The following is a 25,594-nucleotide window of genomic DNA, read 5'->3' on the forward strand; positions in this document are numbered from 1 at the left end:
AAGGTAATAGGACTTATGATGAATCGCAAAACACTTTGGTTCTTTATGCTACCCGGACTGTTATTGTATACAGGGCTATTTATTTACCCGGCTCTATCTGGCTTATTTTATTCATTTACTAATTGGGATGGAGTCTCGACTTCGTATGATTTTGTAGGTATATCGAATTACAAAGATAGCTTCGATAGCATTGTATTCCGTAAAGCATTTTTTAATAATGTAAAGTTTATGTTGACGGTTGTTATTATTCAGACGATCGTATCGTTAATTCTTGCGCTTATTTTGGCTAAAAATACGCGTACCCGTGTATTTCTACGTGCGTTGTACTTTTTTCCAGCGATCTTATCTTCGGTATCTGTAGGGTTAATCTGGTCATTTATTTATGATCCTTCTTTAGGATTATTGAATACGGCATTAACAAGTGGTGGACTGGAGCAATTTACAGCTAGCTGGACAGGAGACGCCAATATTGCGCTCTATGCGATTGCTTTTGTACAAATCTGGGCACATGCTGGACAGATGATGATCGTCTTTATTGCCGGTCTGCATGCGATTCCGGAAGAGTTGATGGAAGCAGCACGTATTGATGGAGCCACACGTTTTCAGATTTTCCGCAAAGTCACATGGCCATTACTGGCACCATCTGCAACCATTGTGGTATCTTACACAACGATTCAATCATTCAAAGCGTTTGATTTGATCTTTGTTATGACAGATGGTGGACCGAACTATGCAACAGAAATTCTGACGACCTATATTTATCATCTTGCCTTCTCTAACTATTCATTCGGTCTAGCTTCCGCAGGCTCAATGATATTCCTTGTTCTTCTAGGTCTATTGACGATGGCGCAATTCAAAGCTCTGCGTAGAGGCGGTGCTAACGGATGATAGAACACCGAATAGACAAGCAGCAGGATGGTGATCTGCGATGAAATGGATCGGACGTATAATTATGGTGCTGTATGCTCTTCTTGTAGCTGCACCCCTATATTTTGTAATGACTTCTTCGTTCAAAACCAGTCAGGCGTTTTTTGCTAATCCGTTAAGCTGGCCGAATCCGTGGACGATTCAAAACTTTGTATCCATTTTTGATGCTCAACCGATGTGGCAATATTTCTGGAATAGTGCCCGTGTCACACTGAGTACAGTTGCGCTAGATCTATTTCTAGGTAGTCTGATCGCTTATGCGATTATTCGTTTGGGTGGACGTATGGGAAGATATACTTTTGTTTATTTTGTGGCTGGATTGATTATCCCTTCACAAGTAAGTATGTTGCCTTTGTATTCATTAGTACGACAACTGGGCTGGTCTGATAATCTGGGAGCATTGATTCTAGTGACCGCAGCAGGGTTATTGCCTTTGACTGTATTCACATTAACCGGCTTTATGGAAATGTTGAGTAAAGAAATGATGGAAGCTGGCAGTATAGACGGTGCAAGCGAATGGAAAATTTATTGGCGCTTAATCTTGCCATTATCGGGTCCTTCACTTGCAGCAACAGCAGCGTTCTTGTTCGTTATGGTCTGGAATGATCTGTTGATACCAATGTTATTGATTAACAGTACCGACAAATTAACATTACCACTAGCTCTAATGCAGTTCCGTGGTGAATATGTTACAGATTACACATTGCTGTTAACCGGAGTGGTCATCACCGCAGTTCCTATGGTGATATTGTTTATTTTCTTACAACGATTCTTCGTTACAGGAATGACAGCAGGTTCTGTTAAAGGGTAATTTAGCATGTAGTACGCATAGGAAGTATAACTAAAAAGCCAGTTTGCCAAGAGTTCAATACTCAAGGTGAACTGGCTTTTTGGGATATATTCTACTAAACGAATACTTGGACTACTATACGGGAAGCAACCGTACTACATATACTATTTTACTAATTGTTGACGAATAGCAGTGACTACAGCTTGTGTACGGTCTTTGACACCTAGCTTCTGGATAATATTATGGACATGCGTTTTGATTGTACTTTCAGATACATATAAGTCTTCGGCAATTTCAAAATTACGTCGACCATATGCCATCGCTTGCAACACTTCTAACTCACGATCAGTTAATGGTTCCAGTACAGGTGCAGGGATATAAGAAGAATTAGGTGGATAAGCCGATTCATTTTCACCAAGCAATTGAATTAGAGCTCCACCCGCAGTTGTACTGTTATAGATTGCGCCACCTGCTAGAATGGAGCGAATACCTACAATCATTTCATTCATATCAATATCTTTGAGCAAATAGCCTGAAGCTCCTGCACGTATACCGTCGATTACATAATCTTGAACATCAAATGTTGTTAGTAAAATAATTTTAATCTCTGGGTGCACTGAAAGAATATGACGGGTTGCGTCTATACCTGATAACTCGGGCATTTGTATATCCATAAGAATCAGATGTGGACGATAACGCAAAGCCAAATCGATCGCTTCTTGGCCGGTAGCTGCTTCGGTGACAACTTGCATATCTGTTTGTAGATCAAGTACATAACGAATCCCCTGACGGATAAGAGCTTGATCATCTGCTAGCATAATACGTATAGGCTCTGTTGAACTCATATAGAGATTCTCCTTGATTCATTTAATTTTTGGGTAGAGATGTATTGGATAGTGGCAATGTCACTTTGATCCAAAGACCACCTTGCGGGCGAGCAGCAAATGTACAATTTCCATGAATCGTTTCACAACGACGAATCATATTTTGAATACCGAATCCATACTGTAAAGGATGTTCTCTTCGATATTTACCATCGTCTGCGATGGATAGCTGAACATGTTGAGCAGTTTCAGTAATGGTAACATCTACAGTACTTGCTTCTGCATGACGAATAATATTGGTTAACGATTCTTGTAATACACGATAAAGTACACTATCAATCACTTCGCCCCAGATGCTAAAAGTACCCTGACTATCAAAATGTAGTTCTAATCCAGCACGATGAGTAATCTGAGATGCTAATTCTTGCAGACCTTCTACGCCACCTTCATGAACAGACCAATCTTTGACCACGCTACGTACTTCAGCCAGACCTTGTCTGGAGACATCTAGCAATTGATCGACTGTTGATTCAGCACGATCAGGATCTTGTTTGATCATCCATTTCAGCGCTTGCATTTGTACAATAAGAGACGTGAAATGATGCCCTAATCCATCATGAATTTCTCCAGCAATCCGTGTACGTTCGGTCAATGCTGCATACCGTATCGATTGTACGGTGCTGTCTTGTAATTCTTTATAGGTTCGTTGTAATTCCAGATGAACTTGTTCCAATTCTGTCAGTTGTTCGCTGTTGATTTTTAATACTCTAATATAACGGCTAAGACTATGAATCCCAAAATAAATACTTGCTAATACGATAATTAGACTGTACGGATAACCATTATCCAAGCCAGAATTCAACATCACCAAGCCGACAATAATCAGAACCACTGTAGCGACTTTTTGTTCACGACTGGAGATAAAGCTTAGAATAACAAACCATGCCCAGAGCACGGAGTTATAATCTTGAGGTTCTTTGGATATATAAGCAGAAAGCCAGATCATTGAAAATAAAAATACGGTAAAGATGACAATATGCATAATCGTAAGTCTAAAATTAGACCAGAGCATAGCTACATAAAAACACATCGTTATAAAAAAGATCAACCAGACTAGAAAAGAATGATCCATATAATAAATAGTAAGATTATAAATAATAATCATAGAGAGTAACAATCGAAATAAAAATAAATATTTGGAGAAATCTTGTGATTTTTGCAACAGGATACTTCCTTTCAAATCTAATACGTATCTTTATTTTATCATTTCTATTGAAACGATTTAGATTTAAATATAACACGATCTTGCTAACAGTTATTATGCCTATGCAGTATATTCAACTATATCGTAACACAACCCTTTTTTCTTCATCATCAGGATGGGTTTTGAAAAGTGAAAAATCAATCGCTAGGTGGAGGTGAAACCGTCGATATTCAACAATAGAGTAGAGTGATAGAAATTTTGGATATATGTATAGAATGTATTGATATAGTAACCAATTGACGCTATAGACCAGAGGGTGCTAGACTTTATATCATCTTAACCGACTTAATTGGTCGGAATTATCAGGTATGAAATGTAATTCAAGTTTATGTTTATTTTATGTACAACCTATATTAGAGGAGGATACAGATATGTCATTAACGATTGAAACAACCGTGAATCCAGGTCAACATATTATTTTGTGGAGTAAAACAGGGTGTCATTTCTGTGGTGAGATCAAAAATTATTTGGAACTAAATCATCATCATTATATCAATCTCGATGTAGCTGACAACGATGGTCTACGGGATGTATTAGAAGCTAAATATGGTATTCGTCATGTGCCTGTGGTCGAGGTTGGTCGCAATGGAACCTATACAGCTTTTTTAGAAACAGATCTAGAAGGGCTGGCTCGTTTGTTAGCAGAAGAAGCAGAAGCAGCCCATTCTTCCGTAGAGATTGCTTAACGATCAGACTTTAATAGATATACGAAATAGATTCAGGCTAAGTATAGATAATCCATCTGGTTATGATTTTAAAATAATAGAGTAAAAGGGGCGAACAAGAATGAGTGAAAATAAGCGACAACTGAAATTTGGAGCGATTGTACACGGGATTGGTGGCAGTATGTCTACATGGCGTCATCCAGAGGTACAGAGCGATGCGAGTGTAAGCTTTGACTTTTACAAACGGCAGACGCTCAAAGCAGAAGAAGGAAAGTTCGATCTGGTCTTTATTGCAGATGGATTGTTTATCAATGAAAAGTCATTGCCTCATTTCTTGAATCGCTTTGAACCGGTAACGATATTATCTGCTTTGGCGGCAGTTACTTCTCATATTGGATTAGTGGGAACGATCTCGACCAGTTATAGCGAGCCTTTTACGATAGCCCGTCAATTGTCTTCAATTGATCATATTAGTGGGGGACGTGCTGGCTGGAATGTAGTGACATCGCCACTGGAAGGATCAGCACGCAATTATAGTCGTGGCGATCATCCTTCTCATCCAGAACGATACAAGATTGCGGTAGAATATCTGGAAGTGGCCAAAGGATTGTGGGATTCATGGGAAGAAGATGCTTTTGTACGGGATAAAGAGTCTGGTGTGTTTTTCGATCCTGAGAAGCTACATACTCTTAATCATCAAGGTGAATATTTTTCAGTACAAGGGCCGCTTAATATCGGACGATCTCGTCAAGGGCAACCTGTTATTTTCCAAGCAGGTTCTTCGGAAGATGGCAAAAACTTAGCTGCACAATCAGCAGATGCGATCTTTACCGGTCAGGAGACACTAGCGGATGCACAAGCATTCTATGAAGATGTGAAAAAGCGTGCTATTCAATATGGGCGAAATGAAGAGGAGTTGCTGATTTTGCCAGGTATCTCACCGATTATTGGCAGAACGGAAGCAGAAGCAGAGCAGAAATATCGGGAGATCGCCGATCTGGTAACGATTGATAAAGCTCTTGATTTTCTAGGACGCTTTTTTGACCATCATGACTTTTCTCAATATCCGTTAGATGAACCTTTTCCAGAGTTAAATGATATTGGTAGTAATAGCTTCCGCAGTGGAACAGACAAGATTAAAAAAGATGCACGTGAGCGTGGGCTGACTTTACGTGAAGTAGCATTACAAGCAGCGACACCGCGTGGGAACTTTATCGGTACACCGGAACAAGTGGCTAATCAGATCGAAGAATGGTTTGAACGCAAAGGATCAGATGGATTTATTATTCACTCCGATCTTCCAAGTGGTCTACATGATTTTGTAGATTTGGTTGTGCCGCTTCTGCAAGCCAAAGGTATTTATCGTCAAGATTATGAATATGAGACTTTACGCGAAAATCTAGGCGTGCCTATTCCACAGAATCGATATCAGACGAAAACGGTTAATGTCTAAATCGTATTTTGATTAATAGATGAACTGAAATAAAAAGGTCAATGATTTTCCCAAAATGATTATAAGTCCAAGAAGTGCCCGTTACTCCTGATCCCAGTGGTCATAAGGGGTTGCGGGTTATTTCAAATCGCTTGCTATCCCGTTGACAAGTGTCAAAACAGGGAATATGATACATAAAACCAAGTTAGTTAATGGGAAAAGTAAGAAAGGGGATGGAATGATGAATATTGAAAATATAGAGGCATTTGTCTATATCAACCATTATGGAAGTTTTAACAAAGCAGCAGAAGTATTATTCCTTTCTCAACCGTCTGTATCCGCACGTATCCAGACATTAGAAAGAGAACTTGGCTGCAAATTATTCGAACGTCTGGGTAGACAGATTCTGCTGACAGAAGAAGGCAGAAGATTTCTACCTTATGCCCAACAAGTATTGCAAGTGATCCAAAAAGGCAAACAACGTATCCAGACAGCCAAAGCAACACCACAGGAGCTGACGATTGGTTGTACAGTAGCAGTCTCTAATTACGTCATCCCTGAACTGCTTCCCAAACTCAAACAAAAATATCCACAAACCAATTTCAAGTTGATCACCTCGACAACCGATCAACTACTGCATAAATTAATGAACAAAGAAATCGATATCGGATTTGTACGCAAAGTCATGCATCCTGCGATTCGCACCGTTTCTTTTTATGAAGATCCGATTTCATTATACGTCTATAAAGATCATCCTTTTGTGCAAAAAGGACGTGCTACTATAGCATCATTACAAGAACAACCTTTGATTTTCTTCGAATGTGGATCATTAGACTGGCTTCGAATTCATCGTGTATTTGAAACACTCGAATTCCCACCGGATATCGCTTTTCACGTCGATCATTCAGAAACCGCCAAAAAATTAGTACTCCAAAAAGCAGGCATAGCCTTCTTACCCGGACTAAGTGTCCATGAAGAAGTGATGCGTGGCGATCTAGTACCAATCTATATTCCAGAAGTCACAGGTATCTCTCTACAAACCAGCCTAATCACACTAAAAGAACAACCATCTACATTCGCCACAACACTAGCCGAATTACTACACGAAAACGACTACTTCCGTAGCCAACAACCCGACCATTCTCTGCTTCACTCAACTATCTAACAAATAAAGTAGAAGAAGAGATAAAAGCCAAAAGCCATCTTTCTGAAAATCAATAACAAATACAGAACACCAAAAGTAATCACAAACCACACCAATTCAAGCCCATATTTCATAGCGAATCAGTAACCTATAGAAGAAATCAATACAAAGATTAAACCAAAAATCAAACCAAAAATCACTCAAGTATACGCTCATTTATAGAAAAGGAACAAAGGTAAATAGAAAAGAAAAAAGATAATAAAAAGAATATCCCATTTTCAAAACTATTATACTAATCATTACTCTCAAACAATAAGCTCTATTCTATAAACACTCTATCTAAACCAGTACTCGCCTAATCATTCAAGATTAATGTATCGAAACTAACATCATCTTTAATTCTTACTGCTACCCTCCCCACAAGGGAAAAAATGCACCACCTATGTGTGATTATTGATCATCATCCTCCCACCAATGCACAAGCGAAGAGGGAAGATTCATTCTGAAAGAGCGAAGCGTTCGCCTTTAAAAGAATATCCCCACCGCAAAGCGGTAAATTCAAGGGATATTCTTTTACCAGCGACGACAAGAAGAATCTACCCTCATAGCGTCTGTAACTCTATTGCACCACTTTACCTCTACAATTTTTCCCCCTCCACCTATTGATTTGTTCAATACACCGATAGAACTTTCCTATTGTTCAAGTCATTGACGCTACGGGAGGACGATGATAGATTTATCACATGCTAAATCCGATTAAGTTGATATGAATTAGGGGGAAGAGAAATATGAGAAGAAAAACAGGAGTAACTGTACTAACATTATGGGTAGCTATATTGATGCTGGTACTATCAGGGTGCGCATCCGTTAGTGAATCCAGTGGAGGTTCCGCAGGAGGAACATCTTCTGCATCAGATAGTAATAACGCAACAGCTTCTACAGGCGGTGTGAAGAAGATCATCGTCGGTACAGGTACAGGATTCCCCAATGTCTGCTTTATTGATGAGAATGGAAAGCTGACTGGTTATGACGTTGAATTGGTACGTGAGATCGACAAGCGCTTGCCCGATGTAGAATTTGAATTTAAAACGATGGAATTCTCAAATCTGTTATTAAGCTTAGAAACGAACAAAATTGATTTTGTCGCTCACCAGATGGAGACCAATCCTGAACGTGAACAAAAATATCTATTTAACAAAGTACCATATAGCATTTTCCTTAACCGTGTAACTGTGGCTAAAGACAATAATACGATTAAAGGATTGGATGATCTGGTGGGTAAAAAAGTGCTCACAGGGGCTACAAGTAATGCGGCTTACCTACTTAATGAATACAACAAGACACATAACAACGGTATAGATGTTGTTTATACGAGTGGTGCGGCAAACGATACGGTACAGCAAATTGTATCGGGACGTGTCGATGCAACGATTACGACTGATTTTGCGAATCGTTTTAATACCGATGCTGATGGAAATGTGGCACTCAAAACAGTAGGCGAACCGTTAAATCAATCCAATGTATTTTTTGTTTTCCGCAAAGATGAACAACCTCTTTCTGACGAGATTGATAAAGCGATCACTGAAATTAAAGCAGATGGAACATTAAAAAAATTAAGCGAGCAATGGTTAGGCGATGACTTCACCCAAACACTTGAAGAAGCTAAAGTTGCAAAATAAACGATGAATAGCTAGTAGAAAGGAGCAAATCATACATGAGCAGAAGATTCGATATGACGTATGTATTTGATTTTATTCCCAAGTTATTGGCTTACCTCAACATTACACTGCTCATTGTAGGCAGCTCGATTCTACTAGGTCTTATTATTGGAATGTTGGTTGCTTTACCCCGGTTATACAATGTACCGGTGCTCAAGCGTGTGTCTCAAGTCTATGTTTCTTTTTTTCGCGGCACCCCGATTCTGATCCAATTATTTCTGATTTATTATGGACTACCCACGATTCTGCAATGGATCAATATTGATATTTCGAGAGTAGCTGTATTGTATTTTGTGATTTTAGCATATGCACTGAACAGCGGAGCTTTTGTCTCTGAAATGATCAGAGCTTCTGTCAGTGCAGTCGATCGAGGACAGATTGAAGCCGCCCAATCGATAGGCATGAGCGGATACCAGACATTTACACGTATTATTTTACCTCAAGCATTAGCAATTAGTATTCCGTTATTCGGTAATCTAGTGATTGGTAATCTGAAAGACACTTCACTTGCTTTTACGTTAGGCGTTATGGAGATGACAGGCAGATCGCAGACACTAGGAACAGCCACACAACATTTTGTAGAGACGTATATCGCATTATCTTTAATCTACTTTGTGATCAGTATGATCTTGGAACAAGGATTCCTCTGGTTAGAACGTCGTCTACATCGTCATGAAGCAGGGGTAAAACAGACTTCTGCTGTAATCCGTCGCAAATGGCTGACACGCCCTGTATCTGCACTTAGCAAAGGAGGTCGAAGTGGATGACACTTGATCCGTCATTTATGTGGACAGCATTTCTAAGTCTATTCAAAGCATTACCGACTACACTGATGATTACGTTTGTTTCTGTCATCTGTGGTCTATTCATAGGAACGGTGGTGGCATTATGTCGTATTTATCGAATACCTGGATTGTCTCAACTTTCTACCGCTTACGTGACTTTTATACGCGGTACACCGATGTTGATGCATTTGTTGATCATTTATTTTGGCTTACCGATTCTGATCGATAGTCTAGCGGCTAAGTGGGAATGGTCATTTACTTCGGCATCGATTCCATTGATTGGATTTGTGTTTATCGCTTTTTCAATAACCGCAGGAGCGTATATGTCTGAAGTGGTGAGAGCAGGCATTGTTGCTGTGGATCGAGGACAGATCGAAGCGGCTCATTCGATTGGAATGACGACACCGCAAGCTTTGCGCCGAATCGTGTTACCACAAGCATTAGCCGTCAGCCTACCGAATTTGTCTAATTCAGTGATTGGGATGTTACATGGTTCCACACTGGCGTATACAATCTCTGTGGTCGAAATTAATGCACAAGCATTGGTGGTTGCAGCGAATAACTGGAAATACTTTGAAGCGTATATTGCAGCAGCGGTTTTATTTTGGGGATTAACTTTATTGATCGAACGAGGCAGTGGTTGGTTAGAAAAACGTCTCAACGCTTATCATCGTGGAGGTGTCATGTAATATGATTCAACTGGAGCAGATATCCAAATCATTTGGCAAACAGGAAGTGTTACAAAGTATTGATTTACAAGTCAAAAAAGGAGAAGTCGTTGTTATTTTGGGACCGAGTGGTTCCGGTAAAACGACATTATTACGTTGCATCAATTATTTGGAAAAGCCAGATGCAGGGCAGATTACAATCGGCGACCTCAAAGTGGATACCAAGCATCCAACCAAAAAAGAAATCCATGCGTTGCGTCAGCAAACAGCAATGGTTTTTCAACAATATAATCTATTTAAGCACAAAACAGCACTTGAAAACGTTATGGAAGGATTAACGATTGTTCGTAAAATGCCAAAAGACAAAGCACGCGCAATCAGCGTACAAGTACTGGAAAAAGTAGGGCTTGGCAACAAATTAGATCATTATCCTGTACAGCTATCCGGGGGTCAGCAACAACGTGTAGGCATTGCACGTGCTTTAGCTTTGAATCCGGAAGTGATCTTGTTTGATGAGCCTACTTCAGCGCTTGATCCTGAACTGGTCGGTGAAGTACTGAGTGTTATTCGCAAAATAGCGAAAGAAGGCATCACTATGATCGTTGTGACCCATGAAATGGATTTTGCAAGAGATGTTGCTAACCATGTGGTGTTTATGGATGGTGGGTTAGTGGTTGAAGAAGGAACGCCGGAAGAGATTTTCCAGCGTCCCAAAGAAGAGCGTACCCGTCAATTCCTAAGTCGTATAACACCACAAGCCACGTATTCAATTTAGAAAAGAGCAGAATAGATTAGTTAATCAAGACCGTTGCAATCACAAAATAGTACACATAGATCGATTCAGGGAGGAACAGAATATGAGTATTCCGATAGGTATTTTGGATCAAAGTCCACGATTTGCAGGAGAGACGGCTGAAGATGCTTTTCGACATACAATAGAGTTGGCTCAGATTGCAGAAGAACTAGGGTATCAGCGGTTCTGGGTATCTGAACATCACGATTCTGCCAATGTGTCTGGTTCTTCACCTGAAGTTTTGATCTCCTATTTGCTTGCCAAAACCAAAAAGATTACGATTGGTTCAGGTGGAGTAATGTTACAGCATTACAGCCCGTATAAAGTGGCGGAAAATTTCAATGTGTTATCAACCCTTGCACCGGGTAGAGTGGAATTGGGGATAGGACGTGCACCCGGCGGGTTACCGAGATCAACACGTGCTTTACAAGGGGAGAATGGCTCAAGTGCTTTGAGCTTAACTGATAAAATTACAGAAACTCGCAATTACATCTACAATCGAATCGCTGATGATCATGCGCTAGCTGGCATACAGGTTAGCCCGAATCCTGCACAACCTGCCGATCTATTCGTGCTTGGAGCGAGTACCAATAGCGCAGAAGTAGCCGCCAAATTAGGACTACCTTATGTATTTTCTCAATTTATTAATGGGGATGAAGAAGTGGCTTTGACCGCTGTGAAGGTGTATCGTGAGCAATTTGTTCCTTCTATCGAATATCCGAAACCACATGTGATTCTAGCGTTATCTGTAATCGTGGCAGAGACGGAAGAAGAAGCATCCCAATTAGCTGGCGAAAATCTATCCGTTAAAATTCATTTGGAAAGTGGTAAAGTACTTACAGTAGGTACAGTCGAACAAGCTGAAGAATTCGGTCGACAATCTGCGGAAAAATATCGGATCGAAGTGAAAGAAGCTAAAGTGGTGAAAGGTTCACCAACGTCTGTATATCAACAATTAGCAACGATTCGACATCAATATGGTATACAAGAATTAGTAGTGCATACAGTGATTCAGAATTTTAATAAGCGTGTACGTTCATTTGAATTATTGCAACAAGCCTTTGTACATGCAGAGGTAGAAGCTTCATTGGAGGTGTAAATACGTATGCCGTTGACTGAAGGGCTTCAACAGCAACTGATCGATATTCGAAGACATATTCATCGTCATCCTGAATTATCAGGGGAAGAAGTACAGACGACAGCTGATATTCGTGAATGGTTAGAAGCGGCTGATATTCGGATTCTTAATTTTCCTGATTTGGCTACAGGTGTTATTGCAGAGATTGGTACAGGAGAATCATTAGTTGCTTTGCGTGCTGATATTGATGCATTACCTGTTCAAGAGGAGACAGGGCTTCCTTTTGCTTCAGAAATAGCTGGTAAAATGCATGCATGTGGTCATGATTTTCATACAGCTTCGTTATTAGGGGCAGCTTATCTGCTCAAAGAACAAGAGCATCATCTTCAGGGAAGAGTGCGACTGATCTTTCAACCTGCTGAAGAAAAAGCCAAAGGAGCACAGCAAGTGATTGCAAGTGGCGCCCTTGAAGGCGTACAAGCGATCTTTGGATTGCATAATAAGCCGGATTTACCTGTAGGTACAGTAGGTATTCGAGAAGGGGCATTGATGGCAGCAGCAGATGGATTTATTGTAGAAGTGACAGGGGTAGGTACACATGCAGCTGTACCAGAGGCCGGGATTGATCCTATTGTTGTCTCTGCACATATTGTGACTGCTCTGCAATCGATCGTCAGCCGTAATGTAGGTTCTCAGCAAGGAGCTGTAATCAGTGTGACTCAGTTGAATAGCGGACATGTGTGGAATGTGATTCCTGATCTAGCGGTCTTGCAAGGAACGATTCGTACCTTTGATGAACAAGTCCGTGAGCATGTATTGTCCCGATTTGAACAAGTAGTAGAAGGGGTAGGGACTGCTTTTGGTACCTCTGCCACAGTCAAATGGTTAGCAGGGCCACCGCCTGTTTTGAATGATGGACAATGGACAGGTGTAGCCAAGTTAGCCGCCGAGCAAAGTCAGCTACAAGTCGTCGAACCTGCGGTATCACCTGCAAGTGAAGACTTTTCATTTTATCAAAAAGAAGTACCCGGGGTATTTATCTTTGTCGGTACGTCAGGTCCGCAGGAGTGGCATCATCCGTCGTTTGATGTAGATGAACGTGCATTAAGTGGAACAGCTACATTTTTGGCGAATACAGCGCGTAATGCATTGGCTCAAGTCGAACAACAAAGTAGTCTATCCACATCTTAAACTTCATTTCAATCCGGTATAAACTTTAAGCTGTTTCTTCTGGTAAAAAGTAGTCATGAACAAAGGCTATGATTATCAAAGAAACAGCTTTTTGTTGTGCTTTCCAACGTCATATGCAAATAAATAAGGAGAGTCGATTGCCAAAGTTGTCTTCTATACGATAAAATACGCCCAAGAAAGGTTGTGCTTCTATTGAGTGATCAGATAGCTGTTCCTAAGCCAATACCCTATACGATTGAACTTCAATTTAATCCGTTATATGAATGTCTTAATAGCTTGCATACGTATATATGTCGTCCGTCTTATAAAAAGATCGACCTTGACCCTTCTTGGGCCAAATCGATAGAAGAGCAATTACCTACTAAATTTGCAGAGCGATTAGCGCAAACAGGGATAGATGCTGAATGGAGATTAATCGTTTTGCTCGTCTATTGTTGCCCTGAAGAGACTCCTGAACAATTTGTACAATGGATCGAACAGATGAGCATCGAACAGTTAGAACAACTGATTGCTCAACACACGTCTTTGCCGACTGTTAGTATCGCTCGTTTACGAAGTCGGATATTAATTTTGTTCCAACAATGGAATCAATATTACTTTTCACAGATTGATCCGCAGATTGTACAGGGGCTACAGAAAGAGTCTCAATATAGACAGGATATGCTTAAGCAAAGTAATGATCTTTCTATTTTTATAGACGAAGTGACCCATGGGATTGTTTTTGAGCCTCAAGCGGAATGTAAACATCTTATTCTTGTACCCCATTATCACTTTAAGCCACTTAATATTATTTATGCGTACAATTCATTTATGATCTGTCATTATCCTGCTAGATTTCATTTGGGCGATTCTTCTGAATTACCGCCTTATGAATATCGTGTGCTCCGAGCACTGGCTGAACAGAGTCGTTTGAAAATATTAAAATATCTGTATGCAGGGCCACGTAGTTTTATCGAAATTGTACGTTATTTGGGTCTATCCAAAGGAATTACTCATGATCACGTTACCAAGTTACGTAGTGCAGGCTTGCTTCATGCTCATATTCAAGGAGAAACGTTAACCGTATACAGTTTGCGAACACAGGCGATTCAAGATCTGCCCTATATGTTAATGAATTTTATAGAGCACAATGATAGCCAATAAATCCAAATTATAAAAATAGTTAAAAAATACCGATCGTTTCGAAAAAGAAACGGTCTTTTTGCTATGGCATACGATCATAAATTTTATCCTGTAGATATAGGATCAGCTAAATTCTAAATATTAACTTTTTTCGGAAATGATTTTAAGTTCTCTCTTTACAGAACCGATTTAGATTCCTATAATAGCTTTACCGACTAATAGCATAGTTAACAGGTCGGAATAATAAATATTAGGGGAATGTATGATGAAAAAAAGTGTAGCTTTACTATCTGGTGTGCTGATGGCTTCGTTGTTATTTACAGCATGCTCTAATGGAGGAGCTGATAATAGCAGTTCTTCCGCCGAAAAAGGAACCGCTCAAGCCCAGCAGTCACCTGCTTTAACCAGTTTGTTCAAAGCACCTGATCTTACCCAATTACCTGCTACTGCACAACAACGTACAGATACGATTATTATGGCGTTAACCGATCCAGCAGGAGCGTTTACTCCTTATTTCCATCAAAGTGGATACGATGGTAATGTATCTTCGCTCTTGTATGCCCCATTGGTCACCACAGATGACAAAGGATTGCCAGCCCCGAATCTTGCTGAAAGTTGGGATTTGTCTAAAGATCAACGTACATATACATTTCATTTACATAAAGATTTGAAGTTCAGCGATGGCTCACCTTTAACCGCAGATGATGTAGCATTCACATGGACAATTCTGCATGACAAATCGTATGACAATGATTCACTTATTCCTACTCTAGGAATCGTAGGCGGAGCAGAGTACAAAGCAGGTAAAGCATCTACCGTATCAGGGATTAAAGTGATTGATCCACAGACCATTTCTGTAACGATTGCTAAGCCTAATGCAACCGCATTGTTAACACTAGGTAGCGATGTATTGTCCAAAGCCTATTATGGTAAAGACTACAAGTTCGGTGAATTGGAATATATCAAAAAGTTACACCAGACTCCGCTTGGAAATGGGCCTTATGTATTGACCAAATTTATTCCCGGACAAGAAGTACGTTTCACTGCCAATGAGAATTATTTCAAAGGCGCTCCCAAAACAAAAAACTTTATCTACAAAACATCTGAAGGGGATACATGGCAGTATGTGGAGACAGGAGAGATCGATTTTGCTTCCTTTAGTGCTACACAGGAAAATATTGATAAGTTGAAAAGCTTAGGCTTTGTCGATATCTTGCCGTACACACCGAGTACGTATAGTTTTTTACAAGCTAATCTAGAACATGAAGCATTGAAAGACAAAAAAGTACGTCAAGCGATTGCATACGGTCTGGATCGTCAAAGTATCTATGTGGATGCTAATCAAGGTGCAGGTGAGATTGCCAATATCCCTGCGGCTCCGATCTCATGGGCATACACCACAGAAGGTATTAATCCGTATGCGTATAGCGCTGAAAAAGCAAATCAATTACTGGATGAAGCAGGTTGGGTAGCTGGAGCAGATGGTATTCGTGAAAAAGACGGTCAAAAACTGACACTTCATTATCTGGGTTCCAAAAGCCCACAAACCGATATTTTTATCGCTGTAGCTACCGAAAACTTTAAAGCGATCGGTGTTGATTTCCAACCAGAAGTATTTGCAGATTTTAACTCGCTTGCTTCTAAAGTAGAAGGTGGAGATTACGATCTAGCTTCATTCTCTACCCCGATGTTGACTGATCCTTCAGATGGATTAGTGCAATTTCTAGATGGAGAAATTAAAGGGTATGATAATCCTGAATTTGTAAAATTGTATAACGAAGCATTAGCGACAAATGATATTGAACAACGTAAAAAAATCTACGGCGATATTTTCAGATTGTTAAATGACGATCTACCTGTTATTTTTACCAATTACAAAAAAGTAGTCTATGCCTACAACGGACGTATTCAAGACTTAACTGTCAGTCCATTTAACGGTATTGCGTCGAGTGTTCCACAATGGACTTTGAAGTAAACCGTAACTAGGAGTTGAGCATATGAGTAGCTATTTAATGAAGCGTCTCGGGTATACCCTGTTTATTTTACTAGCAGCATCGTTATTAATCTTTTGCCTGTATGCGCTGACTCCGGGTGATTTTATAACAGGTAATATCAAATTAAGCCCTGAACGCAAAGCAGAATTGCGCGAATTGTACGGGTTAAATAAACCGCTATTAGAACGTTATGTGATCTGGATGAATAATGCGTTTCATGGAAACTTTGGATATTCGCTAGATAAGCAGCAACCCGTGTTAACGTTGTTCAATCAGTATGTATGGAATTCATTTTTACTAGCGATTGTTTCTACATTTCTAACATGGCTTATTGCTGTAATTATCGCTGTGATTGCCGCTTATAAGCAATATTCATGGTTTGATACATTCGTCATGGTGGGTATTTTTGCAGCGATGTCGATTCCTTCCTTTTTTATTGGACTATTTCTGATCAAAATACTGGCGGTGGACTTTAAATGGTTGCCGCCTGGAGGGATGTTAACGACAGGTAGCAATGCAACAGGAGCTGCTTATCTCAAAGAAGTTATCCATCATATGACGTTACCTGTGATTGTAATGACATTATTAGGAGTAGGATCATTAACCCGTTACTTCCGCAGTAATATGATCGATGTGATTCAGCAAGATTATATTCGTACCGCCCGTGCCAAAGGTTTAAGCGAACGCAAAGTGTTATTTACACATGCTTTACGTAATGCGCTACTACCTGCGATTACACTGGTTGGATTTGAATTACCTGCCCTATTTGGTGGTTCATTAATTATTGAACGGATTTTTAACTGGCCGGGTATCGGTCAGCTATATATGCAATCATTTACAGTACGAGATTATCCATTATTGATGGGCTTTACGATGTTTATTGCTGTACTAACCGTCATCGGTACGTTATTATCTGATATTTTGTACCATGTCGCTGATCCGCGTGTGAAAATCTAGCGGAATAAGGAGGATCATATGCCATCTATACAGGCTGAAGTGACGAATGTAGCTACAAATAGACCTCAAGTGGTCAAATCGTCTTTATGGAGACAATCGATTCGTAAATTATTAAAAAACAAATTGGCTGTAGGTGGATTTGCAGTCGTTGTATTTATGTTTTTACTTTGTTTTGTCGGCCCTCTGTTTTCACCGTATACAGACAATAAAGTGAATATGACGATGATGAACAAATCGCCTAATATTCATCACTGGCTAGGCACAGACAAATTAGGTCGGGATGTACTTACCCGTGTGATGCAAGCCGGTCGAATTTCACTAACGGTAGGGATTGCATCAATGGTTTTGTCTGTATTTATCGGAACCCTATTAGGGGCGATAGCAGGGTATTACCGTGGCATTGTCGATCAAGTGATTATGCGTATTGCTGATCTATTGCTCACGATTCCAAGTTTACCGCTATTGTTTATTTTCGGAGCCTTATTATCAGAATGGAAAGTGCCTACAGATTACCGCATGTATATTGTCATGCTGATCTTGAGTCTGGTGGGCTGGCCTTCACTGGCACGAATGGTTAGAGGACAATTATTATCACTACGTGAGCGGGAATTTATGCAAGCGACGATTGTACTGGGCTTGCGTGACCGTCGTAAGCTGGTCAATCATTTATTACCTAATCTGGTACCGTTGTTAATTGTGATTGCTACGCTAAATATCGGAGGCGCAATTCTAAGTGAATCCGTATTGAGCTTCTTCGGGCTTGGCGTTATGCCGCCGACACCGACATGGGGCAATATGATTGATGCGGCAAATAATATGATTGATTTTCAAGAACGTCCGTGGTTATGGGTTCCGCCGGGATTTTCTATTTTTGCAACAGTCATTGCTATTAATATTTTTGGAGATGGATTGCGAGATGTACTTGATCCGAAACAAAAAAGGTAGGTGAATCAACATGAGTACTCATTCTTTATTGCATATTCAGCATTTAAGCACCTATTTTGACACTGATGAAGGGACTGTCAAAGCTGTCGATGATATCAGTCTGCATGTTCGCCCGGGTGAGATTGTCTGTATTGTAGGTGAATCCGGTTGTGGTAAAAGTATTACTGCTTTATCAGTGATGGGATTGATCGAAGCGCCTACCGGACGGATTGCAGACGGTATAATAGACTTTGACGGGCAAAATTTATTGAGCTTGAGTAAAAATCATTTACGAAGTATTCGTGGTAATGATATCGCTATGATTTTCCAAGAGCCGATGTCTTCACTTAATCCAGTGATTACGATCGGTGAACAAATGAGTGAGCCATTAATAATTCACAAAAAAATGAATAAAAAACAAGCTCAGAAGCGAGTATTAGAGCTTATCACTCAAGTAGGTATTTCACGTCCTGAACAGATTGCTAAGTCATATCCGCACGAATTAAGCGGAGGGATGTTACAACGGATTATGATCGCCATAGCCATCTCTTGTGATCCCAAATTGTTGATTGCAGACGAACCGACAACCGCGCTGGATGTCACGATTCAAGCACAGATTTTGGACATGTTGCGTGAGTTCCGCAGTCAATCCGATATGTCGATACTATTGATTACGCATGATCTAGGTGTAGTCGCTGAAATGGCAGATTATGTTGTGGTTATGTATTCAGGCAAAATTGTAGAAGAAGGCGAAGTGGTCGAGCTATTCGCTAATCCTCGTCATCCGTATACGCAAGGATTGTTACGTTCTAAGCCTATTATCAACCAGCGGCAAAAAGAACTGTATTCGATTCCAGGATATGTACCCAATCCGCTTGAATTGCAGGAGTCCTGTTATTTTCACGAACGGTGTGAGCATTGTATGGATATCTGTCGTACACAAGAGCCACCATTACGCGATGTAGAAAATGGTCAAAAAACCGCTTGCTGGTTATACGAAAAGGAGGCAGCGGTTCATGTCTGAAGCCTTACTAGATATCCAAAATCTTAAAAAGTATTTTCCTATCAAAGCAGGTCTACTTAGCCGTACCGTTGGACAAGTCAAAGCAGTCGATGATATCAGTATTACGATTCAACCGGGCGAAACCTTTGGTCTGGTTGGAGAATCGGGTAGTGGCAAAAGTACAGTAGGACGTACAGCGATTCGTTTAACCGACAAAACCGCAGGTGAAGTACGATTTAAAGGAACCGATATCTACAGTTTACCACCCGAGCAATTACGTCAGTTACGTCCGAAAATGCAATTGATTTTCCAAGATCCATACAGTTCGCTTAATCCTCGTGTACGTATTGGAGAAGCCATCGGTGAAGCTGTGCTCGATCATGGACTTGCGCCTGCTTCAGAGATTCGTGATATCGTCAAAGAAGTGTTAGCTTCATGTGGATTGTCTTCATATCATATTGATCGGTTTCCACATGAATTTTCAGGAGGACAACGTCAGCGGATCGGAATAGCGCGTGCACTGGTGCTTAATCCTGAATTGATTATTGCAGATGAACCTGTGTCTGCTCTAGATGTATCCATCCAAGCACAGATTATTAATCTGTTCAGTCATTTGCAGGAAAGTAAAGGGCTAACTTATCTGTTTATTTCCCATGATCTGAGCGTAGTCGAGCATCTGTGTTCACGAATCGGTGTGATGTATTTAGGTTCAATGGTGGAGACAGCTTCAAGAGACGAATTGTTTCGTCACCCGTTACATCCGTATACCAAAGCATTATTATCTGCTGTACCGATCCCGATTCCCAAGTTAAAACGTGAACGGATTGTGTTGAAAGGCGATATTCCAAGCCCTGCCAATCCACCTTCAGGCTGTAAATTCCATACACGGTGTCCTTTTGCAGAACAAAGATGTGTTGAAGAAGTCCCTGTTTTTCGGAATATGGGTGGAGAGCATTGGGTAGCTTGTCATCTGGTGTAATACAATAAGATACAGCAAAAAGCCACTGATCGTATAAAGATCAATGGCTTTTTGTGATGCAATCAATTAGTTAGAAGCAGGAACTGCGACTTGCTCACGGCAAGCATCAGAACAGAAGTGTTCGTGTTCTTCTTTACAAGATTCACATACAACATGCTGTAAATTACAAGTAGGGCAGTTAATATAATCATCTGTTGGTGCTGCACAGTGATAACATTTACCGATAATAACATCTTCGTCTGTATGATTAATCGGAATCGAAATGCGCTCATCGAACACATAACATTTCCCATCAAATAATCGTCCTTGTACTTCAGGGTCTTTACTGTAGGTTACAATTCCGCCTTCTAATTGAGCTACATCATTGAAGCCTTCTTTCATTAGAAAGCCAGTCAATTTCTCACAACGTACGCCACCTGTGCAATACGTCAAAATCTTTTTGTCTTTGAACTCGCTCATGTTTTCTCTAATCCACTCAGGAAATTCACGAGAAGATTCCACATTTGGACGAATCGCTCCACGGAAGTGACCAATATCGTATTCATAATCGTTACGACCGTCTAGAACAATAACATCTTCTTGTTGAAGCTGTTCATAGAATTCTTTAGGTGAAAGGTGTGTACCTGTAAATTCACTCGCATCCCATTCTTCTTCAAAACGGAACGTTACTAACTCATCTTTGGGACGGACAAACATTTTTTTGAAAGCATGTTCTTCAGCTTCATCGATTTTGAATACGGTATCAGCAAAACGTGGATCTTCAAGCAAGTCTTTCATGTATTGCTCTGTTTGTTCAAAATCACCTGACAATGTACCGTTAATGCCTTCTGGTGCGATTAGAATTCTTCCTTTGATTCCTAGGTTTTTGCAATATTTCAAATGTTCTGCGGCAAGTGCTTCATGATCATCAATTTTGACAAATTTATAAAATAATAAAATCCGGTATGGACTCGTAGACATATTCATCACCCTATATATAAAAATTTTAATTTGGCACTAACGTACAATATAATCGCAATCATAAATTTTACGCTTCTCTTAGGGGTTAGTCAATGAAAATGTATAAAAAGGGGATTTTAATTCTGGTGGGGGTGGGTAACGCTGCGCCAATAGAATCGTTCTTGTCGTCGCTGTTGCAATGGAATCCCTTGAATATACCGCTTTGCGGTGGGGATTTCATTGCAAAGGCGAGCGCTTCGCTCTTTCAGAACGATTCTATTGGCTTCGCTCTGACGGTGGATTGTGGGAGGAATTAAAGTCAGGGAGGAGGGGGAGGTAGTAAAGGAAAAGATGAGGGTGTTTGCGTGTTTTAGGAGGGGTGAGATGATAAAAATATACTGAAAAAAGCTGTCTGTTGGGACAGACAGCTTGGGTGGAACATTGTATAGATATGATGGATGATGAGTGATTTTAGCATATGAAAATTGTTTGGTTATATTGATTGGATCATCGAGATCGATGAGGTGACAAACGATATTAACGTTTGGTTCGTTTTTTGGGATTGTCACGATGGGCTTTGATGATTGTTTTCCATTTTTGTTTTTCTTCGAGTAATTGAGTAACGTTATTTTTACGTTCGTTGTAAGCTAGTTCTTTTTTGAGTTTGAGCCAGTTGTTGTAATGTTTTTGTGGAAGGGTGCCGTCTGTTAATGCTTGTTGGACAGCGCAGTCCGGTTGTTCATAGGTATGAGCGCAGTCGTAGAAGCGACATTGTTCGGCTAAGGATTCGATGTCTTGGAACGTTTCTTCCAGTCCAGTCGAAGCTTGTCCGATACCAAGGCTACGCATTCCCGGTGTATCGATAACGATGATGCCGTTATGAAGCAAATGTAATTCACGATGGGTAGTGGTGTGTTTACCTTTGGCATCGTCTTCACGAATTTCATTTGTTTTCATTTTGTATTCGCCAGCCAGTGCATTCACCAGTGAAGATTTGCCGACTCCCGAAGAACCGAGTAATACCAGTGTATCACCAGCAGAAAAGTGTGCTTGCAGTTCATTCAGTCCTTCGCCATGAATGCTATCCACTGGATACACAGGAACACCGAAGCTAGCAACTTCTAATTGGTCGAGATAATCATGCAATTGATCGGTTAGATCGCTTTTGGTTACGACAATAATAGGTTGTGCTCCGCTATTCCATGCAATCGTTAAGTACCGTTCGATCCGATTAAGGTTAAAATCATCATTCGCTGAACATACCAATAAGCAGTAATCAAAATTAGCTGCAACCACTTGTTCACCTACATCAGGGTCATCACGCAAAATAATAGTTTTTCGCGTTAATACTCCATGTATAAGCGAAGTGTCACCAGGATGGCTTTCAAGAGCGACAAAATCGCCGATTGAAGGGCGATCTACACGAGTAGCATCACGAAACGAAGACGTTTTGAGCTTAGCAAGTTGTTCTCCGTCTTCTGATACCACCCGGTATACATGTTTGAACACAGCACTAATACGTGCAGGAATCAAACGTTCAGACGTTTCCTGTTGGGCAAATGATGTAGCGAAATCATCGTTATATCCATAATTATTAATATTCAATTGAATTAGCTCCTTTGTAGTATCGGGAGCTTGTTTACGTTATCCGCGCATTTCTCCCGATTGGAAATAGGTCATATACGGCGTGTGATGGGGTGTACGTTCAATAGTCATCATTATGAATCATCCTTTCTATTCGGGATTTCACCAACAGTATAACAGAAAATGGATAAAAAGGAACAGAGAAAATTTAAGATACGTATAAACATAACTATTATTGTAAATGTCATGTAATCTTAAGAGCATTGTTTAGCATTTATTTATGATCAAAAAGAACTAAATTTGTAGTCAAATCACAAAAATACCTTTTCAGCCCAGCAAAATAAGTTACAATTGAAAGGTGAACATTTGTTGAATACATGTAAAAGTGATATAGATGATCCAATAATCATGACGTAATTGCGTTTGATATGAGGAGGGAACAGATGAATCCAAAGCGTACAAGTTCAAGGTTGTTACGTAGTTACATGTTGTCTTATTTGCTTATTTTTCTGATTCCTCTGATTTTGATTACGGTGCTAGTCTATCAAAGTGCAGTCAAAAGTCTGCGTACAGAAATAGAACAATCCAATGTCAATCAATTAAGTCAGGTGCGTATGACGATTGACGGACGGATGAAAGAATTAAGTGATATTGCTGCTCGAATTAGCTATGACAACAACCTAACGGCTTACATGGTTAAGCATCCTTATTACAGCCGTGAATCGATTAATACGCTGGCTCAATATCGGGCAAATAGTTCGATTGTGGATGAGCTGTTTCTTTATTTTCATGATGATACTGTCATCTATTCTTCACAAGGATTGAGTAATGTAAATGTGGTGTTTGGTCGAACGTATCAATTTAACAATTGGACAGAAGCGCAGATCAATCACGATCTGAACAAAATCAATTATCCAATGACCCGTTTAACCGAGCAATTGGGTACTCATTCTCGCCAGCGATCGATGCTGTTACATATTGTTCCGATCAAGCCGACGGATGCGTATCCGTATGCTTCTGTAGTCTATTTAATTGAAGAATCCAAGTTAACAGGTATGATGGATTCGATTTTGAATGATTTTAAAGGGAATAGTTATATTTTCGATCATAAAGGGCAGGTACTTACGGTCAACAATCATGATCAACCTGTGCAGAATGAAGAATTGAATACGCTTTCAGTATTGGGAGAAGGGATTCACAATATGATGCTTAACGGCAAACCGCAATCTGTAGTAGCCGTTACATCTGCGCAAAATGGATGGACATATGTGACTACAATGCCAAGTGATCAATTTTTTAGTCGGATTTTTCATATTCAGACTTTAATTGTGCTGGTATTTGCCTTGATTGCTATAGCAGGGATTCCGATTGCTGTACTGCTAGCCCGTAGACAGTATCATCCATTACGTGATCTGGTCGAATTTGCCAAAGAGAAAACCAATCATGCCACTATTCCTTCGATATCCAATTCTACTTCGAATGAATGGACATGGATCAAAAATACGCTTCATGATTATCGTCATCAGATGGATATGCAAGAACCATATGTCCGTCATCAATGTTTGTTACTCTTAATGAAGCATGGCAAGCCAGAAGACCCAGAAACGATCCGTTTAATTGATAGTCTGGGATTAGAAGCAGATCATCAGCAATACTTTGTAATGATTGTCGCCAGTGATATGTTGTCAGAAAGAAGGTACACTCCTACGCTTCAGGACACAGATCTTGATGTGATAGAAACACAGCGATTAGACAAATTACTAGATCCTTATTTATTTTTACCGGATATTTTAGCTGAAATTGACCTTCCTCATCTAGATGCGCATATTTACGGAATCGAGTATTCTTCTGGAAATCGGTTAGCTTTGGCTGTCTGCTGGAATCATATCGGCGAGGTTGAACGTCAGCAACAGATGAAGCAGATTGTAGAAGCGATTAGAGAAATTGTATTTGAACATTATTATACGTTGCCTACAGTAGGAGTAGGAACCAGTTATGAGCGCTTAGATGAGTTGAATCAATCGTTTATCGAAGCGGCTACAGCGATGGAATATCGTTTGACAGATACACAGCACAGTGTCACCTATTTTGATCAATTGAATAGTGAAGCGGATCGTCCTTCAGGTGAGCATTATTGGATCACTAATGAGTCGTTGTTGAAATTATCTCAAAGCTTGAAGCAAGGTAATATTATGGTGGCTTCGCATATGGTGCAGACGATTGTAGCGAATGTGCGCTCTCAAGCTTTACCTCTTTCCTTGATGCGTTGCGTTTTATTTGATCTATTAAATACAGTACTCAAAGCCGCTTCAGAAGTGGGATTAATCCGAAGTATACGCGATATGCCGAAGTTGGCTTCGTTTGAAAGAACAGAAGAGTTAGAAGAACAGTTACATCTTCTGATTGCACGAATTTGTACATGTGCAGAGTACAAAGAAGAAACCAAGCAACTATCGCTGATGGATCAAGTGATTGCTTATGTCAAAGAACAATATTGTGATTATGCTCTTAGTCTAGAAGGAGTGGCTCAACAGTTTTCTATTTCTAGCTCCTATCTCAGCCGTACGTTCAAAGAAAAGACGAGCTATACCTTTTCTCAATATGTCTGGCAGTTACGTATGGATGAAGTGATCCGGCAGATGAATGATACCAATGATCCGCTCAAAGATATTATTTTACGTGTCGGTTATCTGGATACAGCTAATTTTATTCGTAAATTTAAAAAAGAAACAGGCTGTACACCCGGACAATACCGTAAGCAAAGTGTACAGAATGAAAACCAGAATCTACCGATCAATAATAGTACCGGTTAA

General features: G+C 40.1%; 23 protein-coding genes. 19 read left to right on the forward strand and 4 right to left on the reverse strand.

Going from position 1 to position 25,594, the window contains the following annotated elements:
• The first annotated feature begins 15 nt into the window (after positions 1-15).
• Both PO903_RS15800 and PO903_RS15805 read left to right on the forward strand, forming a co-directional pair.
• Positions 16-888, forward strand: coding sequence for a carbohydrate ABC transporter permease (locus PO903_RS15800; RefSeq protein ID WP_069328231.1), 873 nt, complete (start codon positions 16-18; stop codon positions 886-888).
• A 40-nt stretch (positions 889-928) separates the two neighbouring features.
• Positions 929-1,738, forward strand: coding sequence for a carbohydrate ABC transporter permease (locus PO903_RS15805; RefSeq protein ID WP_069328232.1), 810 nt, complete (start codon positions 929-931; stop codon positions 1,736-1,738).
• A 143-nt stretch (positions 1,739-1,881) separates the two neighbouring features.
• Here the strand turns inward: PO903_RS15805 and PO903_RS15810 are convergent, their stop codons facing one another.
• Complete coding sequence (locus PO903_RS15810; RefSeq protein WP_069328233.1) at positions 1,882-2,562, reverse strand: response regulator transcription factor; 681 nt, start codon at positions 2,560-2,562, stop codon at positions 1,882-1,884.
• Positions 2,563-2,584: 22 nt separating this feature from the next.
• Complete coding sequence (locus tag PO903_RS15815; RefSeq protein WP_137224157.1) at positions 2,585-3,763, reverse strand: sensor histidine kinase; 1,179 nt, start codon at positions 3,761-3,763, stop codon at positions 2,585-2,587.
• Positions 3,764-4,176: 413 nt separating this feature from the next.
• Here PO903_RS15815 and PO903_RS15820 point away from each other — a divergent pair, with 413 nt between their 5' ends.
• The 15 genes from PO903_RS15820 to PO903_RS15890 all read left to right on the forward strand — a co-directional run bounded on the left by PO903_RS15820 (position 4,177) and on the right by PO903_RS15890 (position 20,258).
• Complete coding sequence (locus PO903_RS15820; protein ID WP_273593903.1) at positions 4,177-4,491, forward strand: glutaredoxin family protein; 315 nt, start codon at positions 4,177-4,179, stop codon at positions 4,489-4,491.
• Positions 4,492-4,591: 100 nt separating this feature from the next.
• Positions 4,592-5,923: an LLM class flavin-dependent oxidoreductase gene (locus PO903_RS15825; protein WP_273593904.1), complete on the forward strand. Its 1,332-nt coding sequence runs from the start codon at positions 4,592-4,594 to the stop codon at positions 5,921-5,923.
• 220 nt (positions 5,924-6,143) lie between these two features.
• Positions 6,144-7,067, forward strand: coding sequence for a LysR family transcriptional regulator (locus PO903_RS15830; RefSeq protein ID WP_069328237.1), 924 nt, complete (start codon positions 6,144-6,146; stop codon positions 7,065-7,067).
• 767 nt (positions 7,068-7,834) lie between these two features.
• Entirely contained in the window at positions 7,835-8,725 is an 891-nt protein-coding gene (locus PO903_RS15835) for a transporter substrate-binding domain-containing protein (RefSeq protein ID WP_069328238.1), read from the forward strand.
• Positions 8,726-8,760: 35 nt separating this feature from the next.
• Complete coding sequence (locus tag PO903_RS15840; protein WP_273593905.1) at positions 8,761-9,531, forward strand: amino acid ABC transporter permease; 771 nt, start codon at positions 8,761-8,763, stop codon at positions 9,529-9,531.
• A complete protein-coding gene (locus tag PO903_RS15845) occupies positions 9,528-10,238 on the forward strand; it encodes an amino acid ABC transporter permease (RefSeq protein WP_069328240.1) in 711 nt (236 codons plus the stop codon). Before PO903_RS15840 ends, PO903_RS15845 begins: the two co-directional genes overlap by 4 nt.
• 1 nt (position 10,239) lies before the next feature.
• Positions 10,240-10,992 carry an amino acid ABC transporter ATP-binding protein gene (locus PO903_RS15850; protein WP_273593906.1) on the forward strand — a complete coding sequence of 251 codons (753 nt, stop codon included), beginning with the start codon at positions 10,240-10,242 and terminating at the stop codon, positions 10,990-10,992.
• Between the two features lie 82 nt (positions 10,993-11,074).
• Positions 11,075-12,109 (forward strand): LLM class flavin-dependent oxidoreductase, encoded by a 1,035-nt coding sequence (locus tag PO903_RS15855; protein WP_137224164.1) that lies wholly within the window; start codon positions 11,075-11,077, stop codon positions 12,107-12,109.
• A gap of 6 nt (positions 12,110-12,115) precedes the next feature.
• Positions 12,116-13,279: an amidohydrolase gene (locus PO903_RS15860; RefSeq protein ID WP_273593907.1), complete on the forward strand. Its 1,164-nt coding sequence runs from the start codon at positions 12,116-12,118 to the stop codon at positions 13,277-13,279.
• 192 nt (positions 13,280-13,471) lie between these two features.
• Positions 13,472-14,422, forward strand: coding sequence for an ArsR/SmtB family transcription factor (locus PO903_RS15865; RefSeq protein WP_273593908.1), 951 nt, complete (start codon positions 13,472-13,474; stop codon positions 14,420-14,422).
• Between the two features lie 244 nt (positions 14,423-14,666).
• Complete coding sequence (locus PO903_RS15870) at positions 14,667-16,376, forward strand: ABC transporter substrate-binding protein (RefSeq protein WP_273593909.1); 1,710 nt, start codon at positions 14,667-14,669, stop codon at positions 16,374-16,376.
• A 22-nt stretch (positions 16,377-16,398) separates the two neighbouring features.
• Positions 16,399-17,352: an ABC transporter permease gene (locus tag PO903_RS15875; RefSeq protein ID WP_273593910.1), complete on the forward strand. Its 954-nt coding sequence runs from the start codon at positions 16,399-16,401 to the stop codon at positions 17,350-17,352.
• Between the two features lie 18 nt (positions 17,353-17,370).
• Positions 17,371-18,297, forward strand: coding sequence for an oligopeptide ABC transporter permease (gene opp4C / locus PO903_RS15880; protein WP_273593911.1), 927 nt, complete (start codon positions 17,371-17,373; stop codon positions 18,295-18,297).
• Between the two features lie 10 nt (positions 18,298-18,307).
• The gene (locus tag PO903_RS15885) at positions 18,308-19,300 is read left to right on the forward strand and encodes an ABC transporter ATP-binding protein (RefSeq protein ID WP_069328247.1); all 993 of its coding nucleotides are present in this window, start codon (positions 18,308-18,310) and stop codon (positions 19,298-19,300) included.
• On the forward strand, positions 19,293-20,258 hold the full coding sequence (locus tag PO903_RS15890) for an ABC transporter ATP-binding protein (RefSeq protein WP_137224178.1): 966 nt from the start codon (positions 19,293-19,295) through the stop codon (positions 20,256-20,258). Before PO903_RS15885 ends, PO903_RS15890 begins: the two co-directional genes overlap by 8 nt.
• A 66-nt stretch (positions 20,259-20,324) precedes the next feature.
• On the opposite strand, the gene trhO is transcribed toward PO903_RS15890, so the two are convergent.
• Positions 20,325-21,218, reverse strand: a complete 894-nt coding sequence (trhO, locus tag PO903_RS15895) for an oxygen-dependent tRNA uridine(34) hydroxylase TrhO (protein WP_175425189.1) — start codon at positions 21,216-21,218, stop codon at positions 20,325-20,327.
• A 92-nt stretch (positions 21,219-21,310) separates the two neighbouring features.
• Between trhO and PO903_RS15900 the strand changes: the two genes are divergently transcribed.
• Positions 21,311-21,514: a hypothetical protein gene (locus PO903_RS15900; protein WP_273593912.1), complete on the forward strand. Its 204-nt coding sequence runs from the start codon at positions 21,311-21,313 to the stop codon at positions 21,512-21,514.
• A gap of 220 nt (positions 21,515-21,734) precedes the next feature.
• Here PO903_RS15900 and rsgA read toward each other — a convergent pair whose 3' ends face one another.
• On the reverse strand, positions 21,735-22,802 hold the full coding sequence (gene rsgA / locus PO903_RS15905; RefSeq protein WP_273593913.1) for a ribosome small subunit-dependent GTPase A: 1,068 nt from the start codon (positions 22,800-22,802) through the stop codon (positions 21,735-21,737).
• Between the two features lie 422 nt (positions 22,803-23,224).
• Here rsgA and PO903_RS15910 point away from each other — a divergent pair, with 422 nt between their 5' ends.
• Complete coding sequence (locus PO903_RS15910) at positions 23,225-25,594, forward strand: AraC family transcriptional regulator (RefSeq protein WP_273593914.1); 2,370 nt, start codon at positions 23,225-23,227, stop codon at positions 25,592-25,594.

The sequence above is a fragment of the Paenibacillus sp. PK4536 genome (genome assembly GCF_028594455.2).
Lineage (GTDB): Bacteria > Bacillota > Bacilli > Paenibacillales > Paenibacillaceae > Saccharibacillus > Saccharibacillus nuruki.